The following is a 20,683-nucleotide window of genomic DNA, read 5'->3' as shown; positions in this document are numbered from 1 at the left end:
GTGGCGCGTGCCCGGCGTGGTGTCAGGCGCCTTTCCGGGTGATCTCGGCCAGCGTCGCCTCGAACGCCGACTCCAGCGCGTCCTTCTGCAGCCCGAGGCCGCTCAACACACCGTCACCGCCCTCCTCCTCCAGCAGGGCGAGCAGGATGTGCTCCGTACCGATGTAGTTGTGTCCCATCCGCAGCGCCTCCCGGAACGTCAGCTCCAGGACCTTCTTGGCCCGCGCGTCGTAGGGGATCAGGTCCGGGACCTGGCCGGCCGCCGCCGGCAGCGTCGCGGTGACGACCTCCCGCAGCCGTTCCAGGGGTACGCCCTGAGCCACGATCGCGGCGGCGGCCAGCCCTTCCGGCTCGGCGAGCAGACCGAGCGCGACGTGCCCGGGGGTGATCTCGGCGTTGCCGGCGGTCCGCGCCTCCTCCTGAGAGGCCAGCACGACGTTGCGGGCGCGCGGGGTGAACCGGCCGAACCCGGAGTTCGGGTCGAGCGCGGCGGCGGTCTCCGCCTTGGCGGCGGAACGCTTCTGGGCGGCCTGCTTGGTCACGCCCATGCTGCGGCCGATCTCCGTCCATGAGGCGCCGGAGCGGCGCGCCTGGTCGACGAAGTGCCCGATCAGGTGGTCGGCGACGTCGCCCAGGTGGTCGGCGACGAGAACGGCGTCGGCCAGCTGGTCGAGCGCGTCGGCGTGCGCCTTCTTGATGCCGTCGATGAGGTCGTCGAGGCGTACCGGATGGGTCATCTTGTGCGGCTGGGTCTCCTCCATGCGTCAACCATAGGTTGACGGCTGCGATGGCGTCAGCCCGTAGTTGACGTGCTCGACGTTCAGCCGCGTACCCACCGCTGGTTGCTGCCGCCGTTGCAGGTCCAGATCTGCACCGCGGTGCCGTTGGTGGTGCCCTGCCCGTTGACGTCCAGGCAGAGACCCGAGCCGACGCCGACGATGGTGCCGTCGGCGTTGATCCGCCACTGCTGGTTGCTGCCGCCGTTGCAGGTCATGATCCGCGCGCGGCTGCCGGACGTGGTGCCCGGGACGTCGAGGCACTTGTTGCCGTACACGGTGAGCTGGTTGTTCGTGCCGACCGTCCACTGCTGGTTGGGCCCACCGTTGCAGTCCCAGATCTGGACGACCGCGCCGTCGGCCTGGCTGGCGCCGTTGACGTCGAGGCAGCGGTTGGCGCTCGCGCTACGCACCTCTCCGGTCGGGCCGCTGGAACCGTCGCCCGGCGTGATCGCGAGGTTGTCGAACTGGGCGGTGACGCCCTGGCCGGTGCCGTACCCGATCTGGCCGGCCACCCAGGCGGAGTCCGACACGGTGCCGACGGTGGTGCCGTCGATCGCCGCGGTGAGGGTGCTGCCATTGAGCTTCAACGAGAGGTTGTGCCAGCGTCCGGTACCCAGCGCCGCGGTGTTGCCGCTGGCCAGGGTGCGCCAGTTGCCGCTGGTGTTGTTGCTCCGGATCGACCAGGCGCCGCCGTCGGTGACCCGGAAGTAGTAGCCGTTGAGGTTCTGCGGGCCCTGGTGGTTGTAGGTGTTGCCGCGGCCGATGAGCTGGGCGTAGCCGGACTTCTCCAGCAGCACGTCCGAGGAGACCGTGTAGTTGCGCCAGGTCAGATCGCCCAGCAGGGCGTACGGTTCGGCCTGGCCGGACGTCCAGTAGATCGGCGCCTGCTCGGACATCTGGCGGACGCACTGTCCGGTCCGGCCGCCACCGCAGCCGACGATCTCGAACGAGCCCTGCTGGTCCATCAGGTACCGGGCTTCGCGCCCGGTGGCGTAGTTGTCGAAGTTGTCGCGGTACGGCAGATCCAGGGTGCCCTGGACCGGACTGACAGCCGTGCCTTTCCCCTGCCCACTCGTGGTGGTGATGCTGTAGACGTAGCCGGGTTGGACGGTGAGCGAGAAGCGTCCGCCGTTCGGTGTGATGTCGGCGCCCCGGACGAAGTGCTCGGCACTGTTGTTGGACCTGAGGTTCGTCGCCCACACGCGTACCGTGCCGGCGGAGAGCCCGCCGGTGACGGTGACGTCGAGCTGCTGGGCCGAGCCGGCGTCCTGCGTCTCGATGACGGTGCTCCAGTCGCTGTTGTTCGTGGACTTCAGCGAGACGTAGCTGCCGTTGCCGCGGTTGCCCCCGAGGTAGCCGCTGGACGAGTCGAGATAGCGCCAACCCGGCGCCGTGAACTGGGTGGTGTGCGCCATCACCCAGGTGTTCCTGCCGATCGAGTAGGCGCCGGACCACGGCTGCTGCGCCACCGCCACGCCGGTGGTCGCCCAGGGAATGTTGGGGGTGATGGCGGCGATCACCGGCCAGTTGATGTACCCGGTCATCTTGCCGTCGAGGTAGCCGCGGTTGATGCCCCGGGCGAGGGCCGGCGCGCCGGCGTTGTAGTCGTCGGAGCCGTTCTCACTGGCCCACAACTGCTTGCCGGTGGAGATCGCGTTGGCGGAGCTGGGGCAGCTGGTCTGGGCGCTGCGATAGCCGCAGACGTAGTGGCTGCCGAAGACCTGCACCGCGTTGGCGAACGCCGGGTCCCGCAGCGAGTCGTCGGCGGCGCCCCACCCGAAGTCGTCCGAGGCGACGATCTTCACATTGCCGTAGCCGCGGGAGTCGAGTGTGGAGCGCAGGTTCTTGTACCAGGTGGTGTTGTAGCCCTTCTCGTTCCACCCGCCGAGGTAGTTGATGGTCAGTCCGTGCGTCGCCGCGCAGTCCAGCCACCCGACGAGGTAGTTGATCGAGTCGGTGGACCAGAAGTTGCCGTTGCCGATCCAGCCGGGCGCGCCCCAGGCCAGACCGACCAGGGCGATGGAGGGGTTCCGCGCCCGCGCCTGCTCCATCAGCCACCACTCGTAGCCCCGGTTGCAGTTCACGCTGCCCCGGGTGTGCTCGTGGCTGGGCTCGGCGCCGGAGGTGGAGTTGGTGTCGCCGCCGATCTCCACCTTCATCAGTTGCATCGCGGCGCCGTAACCCGGCTTGAACAGGTAGTCGAGGATGTCGCTGCGCTGCGGCTCCGGGTAGTCGATCAGGAGTCTGCTGTTTCCGCCGCCGCCGCTGACCGCGCCGACCCCGTCGAGCACGCGCCCGCCGGAGGCGCCGTTGACGGTGAGGGCGGTCGCCGCCCGGGCCGGCGCGGCGGGGACGGTCAGCGCGAACGCCGTCACCATCGCGGCCACCGCCGCCGACGCCATCCGGCGCCACGCCGCATGTTCTCCGCTCACCCTGCTGGACACCGACCCACCTCCAGATAGACGTGTGTCTATCAAATTTTCTGCATGTTAGCGTTCACACCACAGGTTGGTCAACGCCTCGCCGGCCCGGGGCCCCACCCCACCGAACGCCGCTCGCGAGCGCGGGTAGGGTCGGTCGGGGTGAGCACCCATTCGACGCTGCTGTTCGTGCTCGCCGCCGTCGCGGTCGTCATCGCCGTACGGTGGGTGGCCTCCCGGACCGGTCTGCCGGCCGCCGCGCTCCTGCCGCTCATCGGCATCGCGTACGCACTGCTCCCCGGCCCCAACGTCGGCCTCGATCCCGAGCTGGTGCTCATGGTCGTGCTGCCGCCGCTGCTCTACAGTGCCGCGCTCGACTCGTCCCTGCTGGACATCCGGCGCAACCTGCGGATCGTGGTCAGCCTCTCGGTGGTGCTGGTGCTCCTCACCGGACTGCTCGTCGGCGTCGGGTTCCACCTCTTCGTCGCCGGCGCGACCCTGGCCGCAGGCATCGCTGTGGGCGCCGCCGTCGCCCCGCCCGACCCGGTCGCCGCCCTGGCCGTTGGCCGCCGGGTCAACCTGCCGCCGAAGATGGTCACGATCATCCAGGGCGAAGGGCTGCTGAACGACGCCACCGCGCTGACCATGCTCAGCGTCGCGGTGGCGGCCGCCGTGGGCGGCGAGTTCTCGTTCCACGCCGCGGTCGGACAGTTCGTGCTCGCCGCGGCCGGCGGCATCGCGGTGGGTGTGGTCGTCGCCCGGGCCAAACGGCTGGTCCGGCCGCTCACCGCGGACCCGCTGCTGTCCAACGCGATCTCGCTCGCGACGCCGTTCGTGGCCTACCTCCTCGGCGAGGCGCTGCGCGTCTCCGGCGTGCTCGCAGTGGTGGTCGCCGGCCTGATCGTCGGCCACCAGACGCCGCAGTTCGGCTCCGGGGCCGCCCGCCTCCAGACCAACGCCGTGTGGCGGCTCGTCGACTTCCTCCTCGAAGGCTTCGTGTTCCTGCTCATCGGCCAGCAGCTCCCCGCCGTCATGCGGGGCCTGCGCCAGTACGAGACGTCGACAATCGTCATCGCCGTCGCCGTGTCAGTCGGCGTGGTGCTGCTCCTGCGCCCCGCCTGGCTGATCCTGACCCAGTGGCTCCCCCGGTCGCTGCACACCCGGCTCGGCGGCGTCGCCGAACAGGACGACACCGACGACCCTGACGCCGCACGCCGGCTCGGCGGCGTCGACCGCAACGCCCGCGGGCTGACCGCCCGCGAGGTGGTGGCGCTGAGCTGGTCCGGTACGCGCGGCGTGATCAGCCTCGCCGCGATCTTCACGCTGCCGCTGACCACCCGCAACGGAGACCCCTTCCCCGATCGTGACCTGCTGCTGTTCTGCACCTTCGTGGTCGTCCTGGTGACGCTGGTCGGGCAGGGGCTGACGTTCGCGCCGCTCGTGCGGAGGCTCGGCCTGCGCGCCAACGAGGCCGACCAGGCCCGGGTACGCAACGAGGCCCGCTCGGCAGCGGTGGAGGCGGCGCTGGCACGCCTCGACACCGTCGTCGCCGAGGACCCGGACAGCACTGTCGCCGTCGACACCACGCGGGCCCAGTTGCAGACCCGGCTGGCCCGCTACCGGGGGCGGCTCGACCTGATCCAGCAGAGCGGCTCGTCGGAGCTGCCCACCTCACCGGAGTACGAGACGGCGCTGCGGGTCCGCCGGAGCGTCCTCGAAGCGCAGCGGGAGGAGTTGCTGCGGTGGCGTGACTCCGGGCGGCTGCCGGACGAGGAGCTGCGGGTGCTGGAACGCGAACTCGACCACGAGGAGCCGTTGCTGCCGAAGCGGGCGCCGGGCTGACGCTGGGCCCGGCGCCCGCCGGCGGCCTCACAGCTGGCGCAGGATCACCGGATCCTTGATCTTCTTGTCGGCGGCCAGCAGCAACGCCTTGCTGATGATCTCGCCGAGCCGGCTGTCGCCCTCGAAGGGCAGGTACATCTCCGGCTCCTTCGCCTTCGCCGAGTCCGGGATGACGCACAGGTACCGCTCGTCCGGCGCGATCAGGATGTTGCCCGAGCCGCAGTGGATGCGGTACGTGTGCAGGTCGCCGCGTACCTCGAGGAACCTGTCGGTGAGCGTGCAGCGACCGGCGATCGCCAGCCGGGGGATCAGCTCCGCCAGCACGTCCCGGCGCGTCCGGCCGGTCGGGGTCAGCTCGCCGAAGCTGTTCTGCGCCCAGTAGTCGCGATACCGGCCCTCCGGACCGCCGTCGTACCAGTTCGGGTCGGCGCCCACCCCGGCGGCGGCCACGAACAGGTCGACGTCGCGCATCACCTCGCTCAGCACGACCGGCGGAACCTGCGCCAGCGGGACCGGCAGGCGCTCGCCCCGGATGAAGAACAGCTGGTCGGTTCCCATCGTGTCGAACACGAGGTCGTCGTCCCGGTCCTCGATCCCGGCGACACCCAGTTCGGCGCGCAGCCCCCAGTCCGGGAGGGCCAGCCAGGGCAGGTTGTAGGACGCCCCGTCGTTGCGGTGCTGGACGTACGACCAGCCGCGCCGGGACAGCAGCGCGTTGAGCCGGTGCTGACGCACGATGTGCGCGGCGAACCGGTTGGAGTAAACGCCAGTGGCCCGCTCCGCGTCGGTGAGCAGGTACTGCTCCCGGTGCGCCTGCTTGAACGGCTGGGTGATCGCGTGCCGGGTGAGGAAGTCCCGCCACGGCCCCACCGCTTCGGGGTCGAGCACCGGATGCCACAACCGGACCGTCGCGTCGTCGGCCGGCTCGAACACGGTGTCGTCTACTGTGCGCAGCGCCTCACCGGTCCAGCAGCAGGCCACGCCGTCGACGGTCCAGACGAGCCGCCGGGCCAGGGTACGGGCCAGCGGGTGGTCCAGGAATCGTTCGCGCCACTGCTCGACGGTCCACGAACGGTCGCGCCGCAGGAGCCCTTCCAGACGGTCGCGGGTGGCGACGAGCGTCGCGGCGACGTCGGCGACAGTGGCCTTCAGCTCCTTCACCTCGTCGCCATGCTCGCTGCGCACCTGCGCCGGAGGCGTCTTGACCACCTTGCCGTCCGCGTTGCGCCACACCACTACGGCATCGACGCCGCGCACCTCCAGCTCGTACGAGCAGTCGCCCAGCTTGTCCGCGAGCGGCAGCCCGAAGCCGGGCAGAGCCATCTCCTCGACGTCCTCCCGGCTGACGCCGCGCGCCTCGGCGTGCCGGGTCAGCCCCTTCTCCACCAGGCGCAGGGTGCTCTTGTAGGTCAGCCGCGAGGAGAGCCGCGCCAACTGGGCGAGCGCGGCCGGGTGATCGGTGTCGACGAGCGCCGCCACCGCGACGTTCGCCAGTTTCGGGCTCGCCGGGCCGTGGCCGGAGATCTTGCGGGCGGCCCGTTCCGCGATCTGGCCGAGGTTGCGCAGTGTCTGCTCGGACGGCGGGCACATCGTCCGCATCCAGATCAGTCCCCACAGCAGCCCGACGTTGTAGCGGTCGATCATCCGTGGTGGCATGTCCTTGATGTGGCCGGGGCAGCACGTGGTCATGCGCAGCGGCAGGCTGCGCGCCTGGCCGACGAGCGGGAGCCAGTCGTCGAGCCGGGCGGTGAAAGCGTCGACGCCCACCGCGTCGAGCAGCGACCGGGCCTGCTTGCGCCAACCGGCCGTCGGCTTCGCCTTGTCCACCTCGACCGGGCAGTGCGCCAGCAGCGCCTCCCACGCGGAACGGCGATCCGCCGGCATCGCCTCGATGTCGGCGACGGCGCGGTCGGCCCACTGCTCACCGACGTTGGGGATCGGCCACATCCGGTCGGCCTCGTTGCTGATGTAACTCAGGGAGCGCTCGATCCCGGTCCGGCGCCAGGTCGCCAGCGCCGTCGGGTTCACCCGCCCGGCCGCCGCCTCCGCCTGGATGGCCTCCCAGGTGAACCGGTTGAGGTGCCAACTCCAGTAGTTGAATCCCAGCCAGGCCTGGGTGCCCAGCCGGCCGAGCCAGGCCGAGCCGTCGAGGCCGCCGCCGGAACACACGGCACTGATCAGCTTGCTCGCCCCGTCCTTCTTGAGCCCCGGCACCGCCAGCGCGTCGAACACCACCTGCCGTACCGGTGCCGGTTGCGCGGCCAGCAGTTCCCCCGTCCGGCGCCACGCCTCGCCCCGGGCCCGGTCCCACGGCTCCTCGTGCTGGTACGGCAGGTGCGGCAGGCTGTCGATCAGGGTGGAGGCGGCGGCGACACGCCTGTCGTGATCCGCGTCGTCGCCGGTCAGGTCGGCCACCGCGGCGGCGACCGACTCGACCTTCCGGGTGGCCTCCGGCAGCAGCTCGACCAACGGCGCAGCGAGATCGTAGGGCCCGTGCGGATCTTTGAGGGCGGCGAGCAGCGACGGAACCGTCTCCGCCGGTGCCCAGCCGCACACCGTCACCACCCGGTCGACGAATTCCTGCTTGCCGGTCTCGTGGAGGTTCTGGGCGCTCGGGCCCCACCACCTCTTGGCGGTGGCGGCCACATCGCGCAGGGCCGACTCGGGGTCGTACGTGTCCACTCAGCCACCCACCAGCGGGACGAGCTTGAGGAAGGTGACGCGGGATCCCGCGTACAGGCGGACCTTCTCGTCCAGGGCGGTGACCTGGCAGTCGTCGACGAGCACCACGAAGGCGTTGCGGCCGAACGCCTCGAGCGTCGTCCGGGTGCGCTCCTCCGGATCGGCGTCCACCCCGGACTCGGCGATCTCCAGGAAGACGCGTCGCCGGATCAGCTCGTCGAGGCGTACCTCTTCCTCGAAGATCTCGATGGTCCACGCAGGCGTGCTCGAAGCACCGACGACCTCGTCGGTGACTGTGATCAATGGCATGGCGGAGAAGATAGCGCTCTCCTCCGACACCGCACACATTTTGTGTGACCTGACCGCGTACCGGACAGTCTCCACCGTGTACGAGATCGTTCCGTGAAGGCGAGGTTGTGAGCGTGTCCTATCCCGCGTACCCGAGCAGGGCCGGCATGTCAGCGGTGGTGGACGCGGCACGCCGCGGCGACCGCGCGGCGATGGACGAGCTGGTCTCGCACTGTCTGCCGCTGGTCTACAACATCGTGGGCCGGGCACTGAACCGGTCGGCAGACGTCGACGACGTGGTGCAGAACACGATGCTGAGCGTCGTCCGCGGGCTGCCGGGCGTACGCGAGCCGCAGCTGTTCCGCTCGTGGCTGGTCGCCGTCACCATGAACGAGATCCGCACCCACACGCAGCGCCGGCACACCACACCGGCGCCGCCGGAGGACATCGACAACGTGATCGACCCGCGCGCGGACTTCGAGGACCTGACCCTGACCCAGCTCCGCCTGGCCGACCAGCGCCGGGAGGTCGTCCTGGCCACGCGCTGGCTGGACGACGACCACCGCCACCTGCTGTCGCTGTGGTGGCTGGTCGAGGCCGGTCACCTCAGCCGCGCCGACCTGGTCGACGCCCTGAAGCTGGCCCCGCACCACGTGACCGTGCGGGTGTCCCGGATGAGGGCGCAGCTGGACACCGCCCGGCTGGTCGTACGGGCCCTCACCGCCCGGCCCGGTTGCGCCGGCCTGCGCGACACCGCGTCGGGCTGGAACGGTCAGCCGGCACCGGTGTGGCGCAAGCGGTTCGCCCGCCACATCCGGGACTGCCCGCACTGCCCGACGAACGACCTGGTCCCCGCCGAGCGGCTGCTGGCCGGCCTGGCGCTCACCCCGATCCCGGCCGATCTCGCCTCGGACGTCACGCACCACCTGCGCACCGTCGCCTCGCCGACGCACGCCGTCCCGCCCGGCGCGCAGGTCGTGAGCGCCGGGGCGCGGTCGACGCTCTCCCTGTCCAAGACCCTGGTCGGCGTGGTCGCCGCCGTCGCCGTGCTCGGCGGGGGCGGTCTGATCCTTGCCAACTACCCGAGCGGGTCGAAGCAGCAGCCGACGAGCGTGGCAGCCTCGCAGCCCGCGACCGAGACCACCGCTCCCGCGCTCACGCCCACCCCGAGCCCGCTCGCACCCTCCCCGACCGCTGCCCGTCCGAGCCCCGCCAAGTCGGTGAAGCCCTCGAAGTCACCGAAGCCGACCCCGTCGCCGGCCAGGTCCACCGCCACGTCCAACGGCTTGTCCGCAGCGGAACGGCGGCTGCTGGTGCTGCTCAACGAGCGGCGTCGCGCGCTCGGGCTGACCGAGGTCAAGCTCGGTACGGCCCAGCACCGGGAGGCGGAGTCCTGCGTACGGCAGAACCTGAACGCGAGCGGCCTGCAGCACTGCGGGCACGAGGTGCTGTTCGCCTCGTCGGGCAACTCCTCGCCCGAGCAGATGATCGAGGCGTGGTTCAACAGCCCCGGGCACAAGGCGGCGCTGACGTACGCCAGTTCCCGCTTCGCCGGACCGGCGATCGTGTTCAACGGCAGCCGGCAGGTCGCCGCCATCAACATCGACTACTGAGGCGGTCGCTACGCTCCCCCGATGACGCACGAGAAGGAGATCGTCGAGCCGGTCGACCTGTGCATGCCGGACGGGCGGCTCAACCCCGCCGCGGTCGGCTGGACCCGCCGGCCGTTGCACCGGGCGAACCTGCGCGGCTGGGGAAGAGCCAAGCGCTGGGAGTACTGGGGGATCGTCACGCCCACCCACATCGTCGGCCTCGTCGCGTCGTCGCTGGACTACGCCGGGGTGCACGGCGTCTACGTGCTCGACCGCGCCACGAAGGTCGAGACCGGCAAGGACGTCGTGGTCCCGTTCGCCCGTGGCGTCGTCATGCCGCCGGTCAGCGGCGCGGGCACCGTGTGCGCACGCGGGGGCGGCCTGTCGATCGACATCGACCAGACCGCCGCTGGCAGCACGATCCGTGCCACCGCACCGGGCATCGAGATCGACCTCGTGGTGCCGCTCCCGCCCGGCCACGAGTCGCTCGGCGTCGTGGTCCCGTGGAGCACCCGCCGGTTCCAGTACACGGTCAAGGACGTCGGGCGTCCGGTGCACGGCTCGCTGCGGGTGAACGGCACGACCCACGTCGTGGCCGCGGACGACTCGTTCGCCGTGCTCGACCACGGCCGGGGCAGATGGCCGTACGCGATCACGTGGAACTGGGCGGCGGGCAGCGGACCGGACGTGTCGATCCAGCTCGGCGGCAAGTGGACCGACGGCACCAGCTCGACCGAGAACGCGTTGTTCACCGGCGGCCGGCTGCACAAGCTCGGCGCCGAACTGCGCTGGACCTACGACCGCCGCGACTGGCTGCGGCCGTGGCGGATCAGCGGTGATCGGGTCGCTGTGGAGTTCCACCCGTTCCACGAGAAGGTCTCCCGCACCAACCTCGGCGTCGTGGCCAGCGAGACCCACCAGTGCTTCGGGCACTTCTCCGGCTGGGCCCAGGCGGACGACGGCGAGCGGGTGGCTCTGGACGGCCTGGTCGGCTGGGCGGAGGAAGCTCAGAACCGCTGGTGACGCAGCCGCGCGTTGACCTGCCGCACCAAGTCCTCGGGAAGCTTGACCACGCGCCGGTCATAGGTGAGCAGACCGTTGAGCTCGTCCTCCACGTCGGACAGCTGGGTGTAGACGGTCGCGCTCAGACCGGCCCGGATCGCGGGCACGATCTGCTCGGTGTGCAGCCGCGTGAACGCCTCCGCCAGTTCCTCGGCGCTCCGGCACCGCCGGTAGCCGAAATCCTTGCGGCTGAAGGTGTGCCCGTCGACGCGCAGGTTGTAGCCGCCGTACTCCGACAGCACCAGCACCCGGCGGTCCCCGCGTCGCCGCGGCACCCGGAAGCGGCGGAAGTAGACGTGCAGGCTGCGCAGGTCGCCCCCGCCCTGGTCGTGCCAGCCGCTGGCGTGGTCGACAGTACGGGTGCTGTCGAGTTCGGCGACCTCGCGGGCGATCCGGGCCGCGTCGAACTGCCCCCAGCCCTCGTTGAAGGGCACCCACACGGCGAGGCTCACCACGTTGCGCAGGTGCTCGACGGTGTCGCGCAGCTCGGCCCGGAACCGGTCCCGTCCACCGGCGTCGGCACGGCCGAACCGGCGCCGCCACCGGCCCCGGTCGGGCAGCCGCAGCGGCGTCACCGCCGGCGCGGTGACGACCAGCGGGTGGTAACTGCTGCCGCCGTTGACCATGTCCTGCCAGACCAGCATCCCCAGCCGGTCGCAGTGGTAATACCAGCGCAGCGGCTCGATCTTGATGTGCTTGCGCAGCATGGTGAACCCGAGTCGCTTCATGGCGGCGATGTCGGCGATCATCGCCTCGTCGGAGGGCGCCGTGTACATGCCGTCCGACCAGTAGCCCTGGTCGAGGATCCCGGCGTGGAAGTACGGCCGGCCGTTGAGCAGCAGCCGGGGCACGCCGTCGGGGTCCGGTCCGACACCGAACGAGCGCATGCCGAAGTAGCTGCGCACCCGATCCGCGCCCAGCTCGACGGTCACGTCGTAGAGGAACGGATCCTCGGGGCTCCACTGCCGTACCTCGGGGATCGGGATGCGCACGGCCACGCCGACCGGCGCGGTGGCCTCGGCCACCGCGGTCCCGTCGGCCAGGATCCGGATGCCGGCGTCGCCGGCATCCGCCGTCGCGTGCACCGTCACCTCGACGCACCGCTCGTCGAGGAGCGGGGTCAGGGTGAGGCTCCGCAGGTGTACGGCGGGCACGCTCTCGGCCCACACCGTCTGCCAGATCCCGGACTGGGCGGTGTACCAGATGCCGCCGCGGCGCAACCGCTGCTTGCCCCGGGAGTGGTGGCCGGTGTCGCTGTCGTCCTGGACCGCCACGACCAGGACGTTGGAGTCCTCGCGGAGCGCGTCGGTGATGTCGCAGGTGAACGGCAGATACCCGCCGGTGTGGCCGCCGACCGGAACATCGTTCAGGTAGATCCGGCAGGTCTGGTCGACCGCGCCGAAGTGCAGCAACAGGCGCGAACCGGCAGCGTGAAAGCCCGCCGGAAGGGTCAGCGGACGGCGGTACCAGAGCGTCTCGCCCGGTTGGAGCTGCCGCCCGACGCCGGAGAGCGCGGACTCCGGAGAGAACGGCACGAGGATCTCGCCGTCGTAGCGTTCCGGCTCGGTGGACGAACCGGTGATCGCGTACTCCCACCGGCCGTTGAGGTTCAGACAGCTGTCCCGGGCGAACTGCGGGCGGGGATACTCGGGCAGGACACGCTCCGCGTCGAGCGCGGCACCCCACGGGGTCAGCAGCGTCATGCCCGAGCCTCCTGCTCCCGCCGCCGCAGCGCCACGGCCGGCACCGCGATGAGGACCAGCACTGCGAGCGCCATGAGGAAGATGCCCGGCGTCGGGACCTGCTTCACCACGCCGAGGTCCTCGTAGACCTCGCCGGCGCCGGTGATCACGGCGGCGCCGAGGTACGGGCCGACGAGCATCGGGACGAGGATGGCGAAGACCATCCGCAGCCCCTGGACATGGCCGGCCCGGTCCGGCGGTGAGTAGTCACGCACGATGGCGCCGATCGGGGCGAGCACGAGCATGAAGCCCGACATCATCACGATCCCGGCGGCGATCACGGGGACCATGCCGCGGGCGAAGAACATCAGCGCCAGCCCGGTGCCGTAGACCACTACTGCCGGCAGCAGGAAGCGCACCTTGCCGACGCGGTCGATGAGCCGCCCGCCGACCACGCTCACCGCCGACGCCGTGACGAGGACGACGGCCAGGACGATCGCGTACCCCTCGATCCGCAGATACCGCTGCAGGTAGATGATCAGATACGGCAGGAACACCTGGGTGGAGATCCCCCAGATCGACCAGGCGGCGAGGGCGAGGTAGAGCCCCGGGTTGGCCCGGACGGCGGCCGGGCGCAGACCGTGGACGACGGCGCGCAGGTAACCGCCCTCGTGCCGGACGAGTGACGGGCTGTCCTCGACCAGGAACCACGCCAGCAGACCGGCGACGGCCATGATCGCACCGATGATCACGAAGAACAGCTGCCAGTTCCCGGCGCGGGCCAGCCCGTCGAACCCGCCGAAGATCACCAGCATCGAGACCAGCGGCATGATGACGAGCACCGACTCGACCCGGCCACGGTTCGCCGGCTCGGTCACGTCGGTGACCCATGCCTGGAACGCCGCGTCGTTCGCCCCCGAGCCGAGGAAGGACATCAGGCAGTCCAGCGTGATCACCGCGATCGCCGTGACCAGCACGACGTTCGCCACGGGCGCGATGTCCTCCACAAAACCCACTGTCAGGAAGCCGAAGGCGGCGGTGGAGACGCCCCACAGCAGGTAGCCACCGGCGATGAACGACCGGCGCCGGCCGGTCCGGTCGGAGAGTGCGCCGAGCAGCAGGGTCGCGACAGTGGCGGTGACGGCGCTGGCGGCGACCATCGTGGCGATCGCGTTGGGATCGTCGGTGATCGTGTCGTACACGAACAGATTCAGGTAGATGTTCTCGATGGTCCAGGCCATCTGCCCGACGAGCCCGAGCAGGATCAGGGCGGTCCAGGTGCGGGGGCGCAGGCCGGCCGGACCGGCCGACGTGGCCGGGGTGAGCACGCTCCGGGTGGCGGACACGACGGCCTCCTTCGACGGGTCAGAATATGATCCGTCCCGTCCGGCCGTCGATGGGTCCGGGGTCGGCCAGGCTGCCGCGTCCGAGCAGACACGACGAAAAGGCCCCGGTACGGAGTAGCCGGACCCTGGCTTTCGTCATCAGTCTTTGCGGACGGCGAGGTTGAGGGCGGCGATGGTCAGCTGGGTGAGGTCAGGAAGTTGGTCCTCGCCGAGGGTGACGCCGCGCAGGTTGTCCAGCGGCGTCTTGAGGCTCTGGAGCCGGCTGCCCCGAAGGTCGGCCCCGTCGAGGTGGCAGGAGTCCAGTTCCAGTCCGGCAAGGTCACATGACCGCAGTGCGATGCGCGGTAGTCGGCAGGACGACCACGCGCCGTTGGTGAGAGTGCAGTCGGTGAACGCGACCGAGCCGGCGGCGGTGACGCGCCGGAGGGTGGCGTAGTCGAAGCGGCAGCCGTCGAACAGGACGTCCTTGAGGCGTACGTCGGTGAGTCTGGTGCCGGTGAACCGGGAGCCGGTGATCGCGCAGCGTTCGATGGTGATGCCGGTCAGGGTCGCGCCGGAGAAGTCGGTGCGGGTGATCTCGCAGCCGTAGAGGCTGCCGGCTTCCCAGGTGCTCTCGCTCAGGTCCGCACCGGTGATCAGGCTGCTGCGGATGCTGACGTCCTCAAGGTGCGAACCGCGCCACGCCGCGCCGTTGACGAGTGCCTCGGTGAGCCGGTCGCCGAGGTCCGTCGTCGTATCGAGGTAGTCCGGCTCGAGGTCCGGGAGCAGAACCTTCACGTCGCCGATCGTGGTGGTGCGCATGTGTCCTCAACCTGTGCGGGCGCGGGGTGGGCACGTCACCCCGCGCGCCCCGTGGCGGGGGCTACTTCTTCTTGTTCCAGTTGTCCCAGCCGGGTCGACTGTCGAACTTACCCTTGTTGTCCCAGGTGGGGCGGTTGTCGAACTTCCCCGCGTCGATCGACGCTACCGACCGCTGCGGGTCGACGCCGAGGCGGGCGAGTTGCTCGGGCGCGGCGTTGACGAGGATCGCGAGAGCGTCGGTCATGGTGCTCCTCCGTGAGGGGTGAGGTGGTCCGCGGCGGCGCGGACGAGGGCCTGCCGGGTGGTTCGGCAATAGGTGGTCTCGCGGGCGGTGAACCTCGCGTGCTCGAAGTAGCGGTTGCCGGCCTGGGCGCCCCGGCAGAAGTCGTAGAAGGCGCAGTGGTCGGCGCAGTCGTTGAGGGCCGTGATGAACTCGGCGACGTAGTCCAGGTCGCCGGCGCCGGCGAGCATGGCGGTGATCGGCTGTTGGAGGACGTTGCCGGCAATGAATCGCCGTATCGCGGCTCGGTGATGCCGAGCAGCTCCGGTGACAGCAGGACCACTTGCCCGTCCCAGGAGACGGTCGGGATCGGCTCGTACGGCGCGTGGTCTACGTGTCCGGCTCGGGTGGCGGCGAGATAGTCGGCCAGCCGGTCCACGTCGCGGATCCGCAGCGGGTTGCCGCCGACGCGACGTGCGATGAGGTGCTGCCAGAATCGGTACGCGGCATCCTCCGACACCGGTGCCCGGTCGGCGCCCTCCTGCTCTTCGATGTTGAAGCCGACCGACTGACAGCGGGGTAGGCCGGTGAAGAAGTCGACGAGGGCTTCCGCGTGGTCGATGGTTTCCGGGGTGACCACACAGATCACCGAGTACGGCACCCCTGCGTCGGCCAGGGTCTGCATGCCTCGCAGGGTTCGGGCGTCCGTCGGGTTGCCGGCCCGGTCGAGGCGGTTACGGTTCAACGCGCCCGGCCCGTCGATGCTGACCCCGACCTCGAACCCGTAGGTGTCGAACAGCTCGCACCACTGGCGGTTGATCAGCGTCGCGTTCGTCTGGATCTCGTGACGCACCATTCCCGCGCGCCGGAGCTCCTCGAAGAGGGCCAGCAAGTCCCGGAAGAGCCCGATGGGTGTGGCGGTGGGTTCGCCCCCGTGCCACACGACGCTCACCGGATGACCGCTGTTTTGCTGAGCGATCGACTCGGCGCAGGCCTGCGCGACCGCATCGCCCATCAGGCGGAAGGATCTCCGGTCGGGCAAATAGCAGTAGGTGCAGTCGAGGTTGCAGAAGGTCGTTGGCTGCACGACCAGGGTGTGGAAGCTGCCGGCGATCGCCGGTTGGCCGGTGGCGTTGATGAGGCCGATGCCCTTCACGAGGTGGCCTCTTCGATGCTGGCGGCCGTGGTGGTGCTGACGCGATAGGCGTGGGTGTGGCGGGCGGGCCAGCCGAGGAACCGGTCGAACATGTCTGCCGCGGTGCCCGTGACGCTCGGGTTGAGCCGGTGCAGGTCGTCGCTCGCGTCGTGCAGGCAGCCGGCCAGGTAGAGGAACAGGCTCACTGGCACTTCCCGGTACTCGGCTAGGAGCGCGAGCTTCGCTGCGCCGCAGGGCCACGGCTGCCCGCATCGGCGGCACCGCCACAGCGGGCGCATCGGCAGATGTTCCACCTCGGCTGGCGCGAGCCGGTTCGCCGCGAGACGGCGCTGTGGCCCGGTCACCGGCGACCGCCCTCGCGGGCCTGCTGCTCGAACAGCCGACGCCACACGAAGGTGAGCAGCGGCGGGTCAGCGGGCCACATCTGCCCCGCCGAGGCCGTCCACCCGGGCTCGGGGCGCCGGGACCGGCTGGCCATGGCGTTACGCGAGACGTACACCGTCATGCCGCCACCCCCACCAGGGACGATGAGCGGCGGGCTCGCCGGGGGAATGGCGAGCCCGCCGCCGCACCACGGCGGCTGGGAGCAGACCGCCAATCACCCACCCGCGCAGCCCTCATGGCGGTACGCAGGCGGGGATTCACCCGTACGGTCGGCGGAGTGTCCGGCGCGAGCACTTGCCGGTGCGTCGGGTCGCATTCCGACCCGTCGCCGATCGACACGTCCATCTGGTTCTCCCTGGCGATTGCCGCTGATCCGCCGGCGCCATGGGATCAGGATGGTCCTGGACCGTTCCGCCGACGTGTTCCTGACGTCCACGATCGCGGGAGGCACGGGCCCGAGACAGACCCAGCGTGGTGGGCCACGGTGGGCCTCCTTGTGGTCGACCTCGGCCGATGCGAGGAGGACAGGTGGTACTACCCCGTCCCTACGAGACTCATCTCAGAGGATGTGCCAGCGGCGGAGCTCCGGCCCGCCGTGGACAAGTCCTGCAATCCGGTGGTGCACCTCGTCGGCGGCGTCGGTCCCGGGACGGGACTTGCGGGCGTTGGTGGCGATCATCTGTAGTTCGCGGAGCTGGCACAGCTCCTCGAACCCCGGCCAGCATGTGGCATCCCAGCCATAGGCGGCGGTGAAGCCGGCGAACGCCTCGGGACCGGGAGGATCGAATCGGCGGCAGTGGACAGCGACCGTGGCAATGTCCCACTCGCGAGGCCCGAGGGCGGCGCCGTCCCAGTCGGCGAGTACGGGCGTGCCGTCAAAACGCCGGAGTGCGTTGCGGATCTGCGGATCTGACTGGATCAGGCTTGTGCCACGGGGGAACCGCATCGTCTCCCAGCCGACGGCCAGCGTCTCGAGCCGGCCCAGCAGCAGATCCTGTTCCTTGCCGTTCAGGATCTCCGAACGGATCACGGATCGCTCGATGCCATGGATCGGCCGCAGCACGGGCAATGGCACAGGTGGCGCAGGAAGGGCATGCAGATCCCGGAGAAGGCTTCCGAGCTCGGAGACGGTGATCGGGTCGTCGTGTGCCGGGTCCAGACGCTGCCAGACCGTAACGACGTGCCCGCCCACCTCCAACGGCTGGGACAGGCCCGGGTGAAGGCCGACCGTGGGGAACTCTCGGTCCACCAGCCAGTCGACCACGGCCACCATCGCGCGCACCCGGTTCAGGTCCTGGTCGCCGGGGGCGATCTTGATGACGACGTCCCCGACGGCGTAGACGGCGTTGGTGTGGTGCCGCAGCAGAGCCGCGTCCGAGTCGGGGTAGCCGAGGAGACGACATACCTCGGCGAGCACCGGCCGAGTGCGCGCCTCGACGAACATGGGGCTCCTAGGGACCGAGTGCGGCTGTGGTCCCAAGCCTACGGGCGCGCTCGCGGCAGGCCCGTAGGTAGTCCGTCAAGGTGGCGACCTCACCCCGCTGGCTCTCTCCAGGAATCGCCGTGGTCACGTCGCTGGCCCGGGTCAGGATGATCTCCGTCCGCTGCGTCTCTGGCAGGTCCGCGACGGCGTCACGCGCGGTTACCAGTGCCTCGGTCACCCGCCGATCCCGCGCGAGGCACATCGACCGGTCCAGGGCAATGAGCGCCGCATCGATCGGCACGGCCGGAGCCGTGCCGTAGAGCCGCAACGCCTCGTCCTGGACCCGGTACGCCTCCACCGTGTCACCGAGCCAGGTGTACGCACCGGAGAGGTACAACAGCAGCCGCTTCGCCGGAAACCTGAACGCCACGTCGGTGTCCTCGTCGCCAGCCTGATCGAACAGCCGGCGTGCCTGATCGACGGCCGACCGCGCCTGCTCGGTGGCACCGATTCTGGCCAGGGCACGCGCCCTGCCCGCAGCCGCCAGGGCACCCGACGACGATGCGGCCGGGGTGACCGCCAGAGCCGCATCAGCCAGAGCGACGGTCTGGGCGGGATCCCCGAAGTAGTACGGCAGCATCGCCGCCTGGGCGCGCACGAGCACCCGGAACCGAGCCTCCCCGCTGTCGTCCGCCGCGTGGATCGCTGTGCCGTACCACCGTCGAGCCTCGGCAACATCCCCAAGCCTCATCAACGCGTCAGCGCACATCGTCGCCAGCAGCGCCGCCACCCCGGACAGCCGGGCCTGGACCGCCGCCGGCTGGCGCCGAAGCGACAGCATCTGCACCTCTCGGCAGTCGGCGGCCAGCAGCGCCAGCATCGTCTGTGGCGAAGCCGAGGGATAGACCCGCAGGTGCTCGCCAGCGCTTTGCTCGATCAGCTCAAGCTGCCGAGGGGCGACACTCGACGCCGCCAGAGCCTCGTCCAGTCCCAGACGGAGTCTGACCAGACCTCCGGCCTCGTTGCTCCCCATACGGGCAGGCGACCGATCCGCTTCACCGGCCACGGTCTCGATGCTGACGTCACGCGGCATAGTGCTGTCCTCGGCGCGGCCGAGCCCCATGGCCGGACGCGGAATGTGAAGACCCACGGCGATCCGTTCCAGCACCTCGTACGCCGTGACCTGCCGGACGCCTTTGGCGATCTCCGTAGCGCGGTGAGGCGAGAGGCCTACGAGAGCGGCGATCCTGCCGTAGGACACGCCTCGGGCGTGAAGGAAGCGGAAGACCGCAGTGATGTCGCGCCGCTGAAGAAACTCGCTGATCGGTCGGCCGTTCCACAGCCCCGAACTCCACCACTCGGGATCCACCTGCGCGGCCACGATCACCTCCGATCGGACGACGACCACCTGACAGCACAACGCATCCGCGTCAACACATCAAGTCAATGACGGTCGAGTCGACAGCCCAACCAGAGTCGACGCTCGGGGTGGCATCCGGAAGACCCACGATGAGCCCTCAGCGTGTCCCCTCCTGGGATCAGCGCAGGCTCCGGAGCGCCATGACCTGTCCAGCCCGAGCCTTGTCGCCGGCCTGGGACGGAAGCGAGTGATGCAGATGACGGAAGAGCCGTCTATCAATAATCCGTCGCAGCCCAGCAGATGAAGCAGATCTATAGGCTCCCACCAGGCAAAACGCCCCCAGAAGGTGGAGTCCTCGAGTCGAACTGCTCCGACCCAGTCACACATCCATTGGCATCCATCGTTGCCTGACATAGAGTCACTGACTAGTCACATTGAGCGCAAACGACCGGGCGGCGACTTGCGGATGATGACCAACACCCACAGAGCCAACTGCGCAAACGCCCAGAGGCCGGGCTGCACATGCTCCGGCTGCGGGGGCTCCCAACATGGCTGGCAAGGATGGACATCTCTGGCCGCCGACCGGCCAGAGATGCGCGACGACCGGCGGCGTGAACTCAAGGAGAAGGTGGAGGAAGACAGACGATCCGGACGCCAGAAGTTCAACGCCCACAACCGGGAAATCTACTTTGACCTCGCACGCCTGGACATCACCGACTACCTGTGGGCCGCCGACGGCCGAACCAGAATCAACGGCCGACTGCCACGCGATGTTGAGCCAACATGGATGTCATCAGACCTTGGCCGAATGGACACCCTTGCCCACCAGGTCATGGAGAACCCGTGGGACGAGATCTCAGCCGGCATAGACAGCCTCGTCCGGAATAAGGCTGACGCCAGGGAGGTCAAGAAGCGCCTGGCTGATCACACATGGTGCGGCCTGCTGGTGGCCCTGATCCAGTTGATCGAAAAGATCAACAAGACCGTCGAACTGCTGACGGATACCGCCAAGCAGTTCATCACCGACGCGTTGTCGCGGCGGTTCGATTCGGGGCTGCCCCGGCTGGTGACCGACGCCGTCATCCGCCTTGTCGTGGACAAGGTGTGGTCAGCCCTGGCGAGGCTGCTGGAAGCTCACTTTCCCCTCCTCGGAACAGACACCCTGCGCGTCTTGAGGATGCTGGCCATCTTCACCTGCCCCTCGGTCGAACACCATCCAGAGGTCTACAAGCACGCCGTCCGGCCGCTCATGGGCGACGGGCACGAGATCATCACGGACGAGATCAAGACGCACGTGGTCACCCTCTTCAGCGCGTGGTGGCGGCGGCGCGCCCCGGAAGCGCTGGCCTGACGCGCCCCGGACACGCCCGGCCCCATCAAGCCCGGAAAAGAACCAGCGGTGCGCGCCGGACGTACACGAGACCCGCGTTCAGTCCGGGCAACACCGGCCCGGTCCAACGGCTCCCGAGCACCCACCGAGCCACCACCCACTCTCGGCGTACGCGAAAAAGGCCCCGACCCGGTGTGAACCACCAGGTCAGGGCCTTGATCGTTGGTGCGCCGCCAGGGACTCGAACCCCGAACCCGCGGATTAAGAGTCCGCTGCTCTGCCAGTTGAGCTAGCGGCGCTCGCTGACAACGGGACGA

The 20,683-nt window shown here is 69.8% G+C and carries 16 protein-coding genes, 1 tRNA gene and 1 pseudogene; 4 read left to right on the top strand and 14 right to left on the bottom strand.

Going from position 1 to position 20,683, the window contains the following annotated elements; all coding sequences use genetic code 11:
- Nucleotides 1-22: 22 nt before the first annotated feature.
- Both ACQP26_RS06325 and ACQP26_RS06320 read right to left on the bottom strand, forming a co-directional pair.
- Nucleotides 23-760: a Clp protease N-terminal domain-containing protein gene (locus ACQP26_RS06325; RefSeq protein WP_433495202.1), complete on the bottom strand. Its 738-nt coding sequence runs from the start codon at nt 758-760 to the stop codon at nt 23-25.
- A 59-nt stretch (nt 761-819) separates the two neighbouring features.
- Nucleotides 820-3,180, bottom strand: coding sequence for a ricin-type beta-trefoil lectin domain protein (locus ACQP26_RS06320; protein ID WP_433496097.1), 2,361 nt, complete (start codon nt 3,178-3,180; stop codon nt 820-822).
- Between the two features lie 180 nt (nt 3,181-3,360).
- On the opposite strand from ACQP26_RS06320, the gene ACQP26_RS06315 reads away from it, so the two are divergent.
- Entirely contained in the window at nt 3,361-5,040 is a 1,680-nt protein-coding gene (locus ACQP26_RS06315; RefSeq protein WP_433495201.1) for a Na+/H+ antiporter, read from the top strand.
- A 27-nt stretch (nt 5,041-5,067) separates the two neighbouring features.
- Here the strand turns inward: ACQP26_RS06315 and ACQP26_RS06310 are convergent, their stop codons facing one another.
- Together ACQP26_RS06310 and ACQP26_RS06305 are read right to left on the bottom strand one after the other, a co-directional pair.
- Entirely contained in the window at nt 5,068-7,722 is a 2,655-nt protein-coding gene (locus tag ACQP26_RS06310) for a DUF4132 domain-containing protein (protein WP_433495200.1), read from the bottom strand.
- On the bottom strand, nt 7,723-8,031 hold the full coding sequence (locus ACQP26_RS06305) for a hypothetical protein (protein WP_433495199.1): 309 nt from the start codon (nt 8,029-8,031) through the stop codon (nt 7,723-7,725).
- Nucleotides 8,032-8,144: 113 nt separating this feature from the next.
- Here ACQP26_RS06305 and ACQP26_RS06300 point away from each other — a divergent pair, with 113 nt between their 5' ends.
- Both ACQP26_RS06300 and ACQP26_RS06295 read left to right on the top strand, forming a co-directional pair.
- Nucleotides 8,145-9,623, top strand: coding sequence for a sigma-70 family RNA polymerase sigma factor (locus ACQP26_RS06300; RefSeq protein ID WP_433495198.1), 1,479 nt, complete (start codon nt 8,145-8,147; stop codon nt 9,621-9,623).
- Nucleotides 9,624-9,644: 21 nt separating this feature from the next.
- Entirely contained in the window at nt 9,645-10,625 is a 981-nt protein-coding gene (locus ACQP26_RS06295; RefSeq protein ID WP_433495197.1) for a DUF2804 domain-containing protein, read from the top strand.
- Here ACQP26_RS06295 and ACQP26_RS06290 read toward each other — a convergent pair.
- From ACQP26_RS06290 to ACQP26_RS06250, 9 genes and pseudogenes are all read right to left on the bottom strand, one after another.
- Complete coding sequence (locus ACQP26_RS06290; RefSeq protein ID WP_433495196.1) at nt 10,610-12,367, bottom strand: glycoside hydrolase family 2 protein; 1,758 nt, start codon at nt 12,365-12,367, stop codon at nt 10,610-10,612. The genes ACQP26_RS06295 and ACQP26_RS06290 overlap by 16 nt on opposite strands.
- Nucleotides 12,364-13,692, bottom strand: coding sequence for an MFS transporter (locus ACQP26_RS06285; protein WP_433495195.1), 1,329 nt, complete (start codon nt 13,690-13,692; stop codon nt 12,364-12,366). Before ACQP26_RS06285 ends, ACQP26_RS06290 begins: the two co-directional genes overlap by 4 nt.
- Before the next feature lie 138 nt (nt 13,693-13,830).
- A complete protein-coding gene (locus ACQP26_RS06280) occupies nt 13,831-14,493 on the bottom strand; it encodes a pentapeptide repeat-containing protein (RefSeq protein ID WP_269701704.1) in 663 nt (220 codons plus the stop codon).
- Nucleotides 14,494-14,554: 61 nt separating this feature from the next.
- Entirely contained in the window at nt 14,555-14,737 is a 183-nt protein-coding gene (amcA, locus tag ACQP26_RS06275; RefSeq protein ID WP_269701705.1) for a multiple cyclophane-containing RiPP AmcA, read from the bottom strand.
- Nucleotides 14,734-15,869: pseudogene (amcB, locus tag ACQP26_RS06270) on the bottom strand (cyclophane-forming radical SAM peptide maturase AmcB). The gene amcA (ACQP26_RS06275) and the pseudogene amcB overlap by 4 nt, the downstream one beginning before the upstream one ends.
- On the bottom strand, nt 15,866-16,213 hold the full coding sequence (locus ACQP26_RS06265; protein WP_433495194.1) for a hypothetical protein: 348 nt from the start codon (nt 16,211-16,213) through the stop codon (nt 15,866-15,868). Before ACQP26_RS06265 ends, amcB begins: the two are co-directional and overlap by 4 nt.
- Nucleotides 16,210-16,374, bottom strand: coding sequence for a multiple cyclophane-containing RiPP AmcA (gene amcA, locus ACQP26_RS06260; RefSeq protein ID WP_433495193.1), 165 nt, complete (start codon nt 16,372-16,374; stop codon nt 16,210-16,212). Before amcA (ACQP26_RS06260) ends, ACQP26_RS06265 begins: the two co-directional genes overlap by 4 nt.
- A gap of 438 nt (nt 16,375-16,812) precedes the next feature.
- A complete protein-coding gene (locus ACQP26_RS06255; RefSeq protein ID WP_433495192.1) occupies nt 16,813-17,697 on the bottom strand; it encodes a phosphotransferase in 885 nt (294 codons plus the stop codon).
- A 7-nt stretch (nt 17,698-17,704) separates the two neighbouring features.
- The gene (locus ACQP26_RS06250; RefSeq protein WP_128138151.1) at nt 17,705-19,063 is read right to left on the bottom strand and encodes a hypothetical protein; all 1,359 of its coding nucleotides are present in this window, start codon (nt 19,061-19,063) and stop codon (nt 17,705-17,707) included.
- Between the two features lie 565 nt (nt 19,064-19,628).
- Between ACQP26_RS06250 and ACQP26_RS06245 the strand changes: the two genes are divergently transcribed.
- Complete coding sequence (locus ACQP26_RS06245) at nt 19,629-20,387, top strand: hypothetical protein (protein ID WP_433495191.1); 759 nt, start codon at nt 19,629-19,631, stop codon at nt 20,385-20,387.
- A 202-nt stretch (nt 20,388-20,589) separates the two neighbouring features.
- Here the strand turns inward: ACQP26_RS06245 and ACQP26_RS06240 are convergent.
- A tRNA-Lys gene (locus ACQP26_RS06240) sits at nt 20,590-20,665 on the bottom strand.
- Nucleotides 20,666-20,683: the final 18 nt, after the last annotated feature.

The organism is Micromonospora sp. CA-248089 (assembly GCF_050948515.1).
Taxonomy (GTDB): Bacteria; Actinomycetota; Actinomycetes; order Mycobacteriales; family Micromonosporaceae; genus Micromonospora.
This window is presented reverse-complemented; position numbering and strand designations above follow the sequence as displayed.